The organism is Bartonella sp. CE47NXGY (genome assembly GCF_042195415.1).
In the GTDB taxonomy this organism is placed as follows: domain Bacteria; phylum Pseudomonadota; class Alphaproteobacteria; order Rhizobiales; family Rhizobiaceae; genus Bartonella.
The window spans coordinates 1-2,733 of sequence record NZ_JBHIOI010000082.1; the positions used below are offsets into that span (position 1 = coordinate 1).

Here is a 2,733-nt window from a genome sequence, read left to right on the forward strand (position 1 = left end):
TTATGCCTTTTTATATTTGTGTCGTGTTTTTTTAAAGAATTGAGGCTCTTGCTTGAGTTGGTGCTCTTGCTTGAGTGCTGAGAGGAAAGTGAAGAGGGCTTTTATTGAGCCTTGCCTTTGACTTGTTCATTAAGGAGCATGGGGGACACTTCTCGTTTTATGCCTTTTTATATTTGTGTCGTGTTTTGAAAAGAATTGAGGCTCTTGCTTGAGTAGGATTCTTGCTTGAGTGGTACTTTTGTTTGAGTGGGATTTTTGTGAGCTTTTAAGGGGAAAGTGAAGAGGGGCTGCTCTTGGACTTTACTTGCTGTTTCTGTTCTCTTAAAGAGAGAAAATCTTGTAACTTATTTTCTTTTTATCAAGCATAAAAATGTGTTTTACCAAGCGATATGGAGAGCGAAAAATCTATATTTAAAGCAAAAGATATTCTGGTGTTTGGGGAAAAAGAACCCATTTTCTTGCAGGTGGAGGCAAGGCGCATAGAGAAGGTGAGCCAAAAGCACACGTTTTGATCAAGACTTTTTGCTCCATAGCAAGTGTAACAGTGCTTTTAAAGAGCCTGGGGTAGAGGGGGAAAATTGAAAGAAAAGAGGGACATTTATTTATTTACGAGACTGTTATTTATTTACGAGACCGCTAAGGACAGTTTCTCATCTCTGGATGAAAAAGGTTTTGTGCAATTTGGTTATGGAATTGTTGGAGACGCTGGTATCCATGCTGCGGCTTGCCAAATGATTAATCCTTATCATTTGGGGGCTTTATCATTTTGGGGGGCCAGATTGACAACGAGGCATTGAGGCAAAGGGGTGGATTTTAAGGCAAAGGGATTGAAATTTCTTGAGGAAGAGGTAAGCGTAGGGCGTGTCGTGTACTTGAGGAAGTTTTCGATGAGGCAATGAATGAGGTTGATCTGGGACTGAGGTTGATCTTGGCCGCGTGCTTGGCTTTCAATAGAACACCCTTCCTTGGGAAAAGGAAATTGTACTATCTCTCAAGTGGCTTCTTCTTTACTTGCACACCCTTGGGGCTTTGGTATTGAGGGCTGATATTAACATTTGGCAGCTTTCTCATAAAAGCTTTATGGAAGATGAAAGTTTGGGTTTTGAAAAAAAATATCGAAAAAATCAATTTGGGCCGGTTTTGTTGATGATTCAAATCGTCATAAAGACAAAGCAACTTCGTTACGATTTTCTTGCACTCGTTTGCTTCTTCTTTGGAAAGCAGCTTATCTTCCTGAAAATAAAAAGAGCACTTAGAATTTTAGAGTCAGAGACCCAAATTTGTGCAATAGAAGAAGATATTTTATGAAAATTTGATCGAGGAGAAAAGAGAAGCCTTAAGACAATAGGGGGTACACTGTGAGTGATGAAAACATGATGTTTGAAGTTGATGAAAAAAAAGGCACCCCTGATATTGTCTTTATAAAAAATGAGGGGCAATGGAAAAAATGCATCATTGGATGAAGAATTACGGTCTTTTTCGCTGGAAGAAGCGTTTTTGACAAGCAAAAATTATAAAGTCATTTTTTTCATTGCTTTCATTGTGGCAGCTTTAAGAACGGCTCTTCTCTTCTTACTCATGTGGCTTGAGTGGAAGTTGGCGGGGTGGGAAGGGGATGTCGTGGCAGCTCTCTTTTGCATCGTGCAGGTTATATTAGATTTAATTTTTGTACTCATTCCTGTTGCCTTTGTGGTGCGTATCATTTTTACGCGTTTGTTGAAAAAAAAGATCGATAAGTTGGATCAGGAAATCTGGCAGCGAAGAAAAACGGCTTACCAACAAAACAGCGTGTGAAGGGAGGGCAGAAAATGAATACTGGTCTTTATATATTCTCATGCGTTGTAGGAGAGACCTTCTATTCGTGCGATGTTTGAAGTTGATGAAAAAAATGCACCCCTGATATTGTCTTTATAAAAGATGAGGAATACAAGCGCTTGATATTGATGAACTCTCATTCATTGTGAGGACGAAAGCTTCGGTTCATGAAAATGGCTTGAAAATTGAAACAAATGAGGGATAAAAAATGAGGGGCAATGGAAAAAATGCATCATTGGATGAAGAATTACGGTCTTTTTCGCTGGAAGAAGCGTTTTTGACAAGCAAAAATTATAAAGTTATCTTTTGTATGGCTTTCATTGTGTCAGCTTTTATAATGGCATTCTTTATGTTTTTTAAGTGGGATTTGACAGGGTGGTGGAATTATATCCTGTTCATTTTAACATTAATATTGGTTTTTATATCAGCGCTTCTTTTTGTACTCATTCCTGTTGCCTTTGTGGTCGGTATCATCTTTACGCGTTTGTTGAAAAAAAAGATCGATAAGTTGGATCAAGAAATCTGGCAGAGAAGAAAAACGGCTTACCAACAAAACAGCGTGTGAAGGGAGGGCAGAAAATGAATACTGGTCTTTATATATTCTCATGCGTTGTAGGAGAGACCTTCTCTTCGTGCGATGTTTGAAGGTGATGGAAAAAAATGCACCCTTGATATTGTCTTTATAAAAGATGAAGGATACAAGCGCTTGATATTGATGAACCCTCATTCATTGTGAGGACGAAAGCTTCGGTTCATGAAAATGGCTTAAAAATTGAAACAAATGAGGGATAAAAAATGAGGGGCAATGGAAAAAATTCACCATTGGATAAAGAACCACGGACTTTTGCGCTTGAAGAAGCGTTTCTGACACGCAAAAATTATAAAGTCATCTTTTGTATTGCTTTCATTGTGGCTGCT

At 38.5% G+C, this 2,733-nt stretch carries 4 protein-coding genes; all 4 read left to right on the forward strand.

Annotation, left to right across the window (positions count from 1 at the left end):
• Nucleotides 1-578 precede the first annotated feature (578 nt).
• The 4 genes from ACFIL3_RS09495 (at nucleotide 579) to ACFIL3_RS09510 (ending at nucleotide 2,380) form a co-directional block, all read left to right on the forward strand.
• A complete protein-coding gene (locus ACFIL3_RS09495) occupies nucleotides 579-797 on the forward strand; it encodes a hypothetical protein (protein WP_375682157.1) in 219 nt (72 codons plus the stop codon).
• A gap of 238 nt (nucleotides 798-1,035) precedes the next feature.
• Entirely contained in the window at nucleotides 1,036-1,308 is a 273-nt protein-coding gene (locus ACFIL3_RS09500) for a hypothetical protein (protein ID WP_375682158.1), read from the forward strand.
• Nucleotides 1,309-1,455: 147 nt separating this feature from the next.
• The gene (locus ACFIL3_RS09505) at nucleotides 1,456-1,794 is read left to right on the forward strand and encodes a hypothetical protein (RefSeq protein WP_375638446.1); all 339 of its coding nucleotides are present in this window, start codon (nucleotides 1,456-1,458) and stop codon (nucleotides 1,792-1,794) included.
• A 229-nt stretch (nucleotides 1,795-2,023) separates the two neighbouring features.
• On the forward strand, nucleotides 2,024-2,380 hold the full coding sequence (locus ACFIL3_RS09510; protein ID WP_375682159.1) for a hypothetical protein: 357 nt from the start codon (nucleotides 2,024-2,026) through the stop codon (nucleotides 2,378-2,380).
• The last annotated feature ends 353 nt before the right edge of the window (nucleotides 2,381-2,733 follow it).

Excerpts from the sequence above, each read along its gene's own strand:
- ACFIL3_RS09510 (WP_375682159.1), top strand. The coding sequence starts at position 2,024 with ATGAGGGGCAATGGAAAAAATGCATCATTGGATGAAGAATTACGGTCT.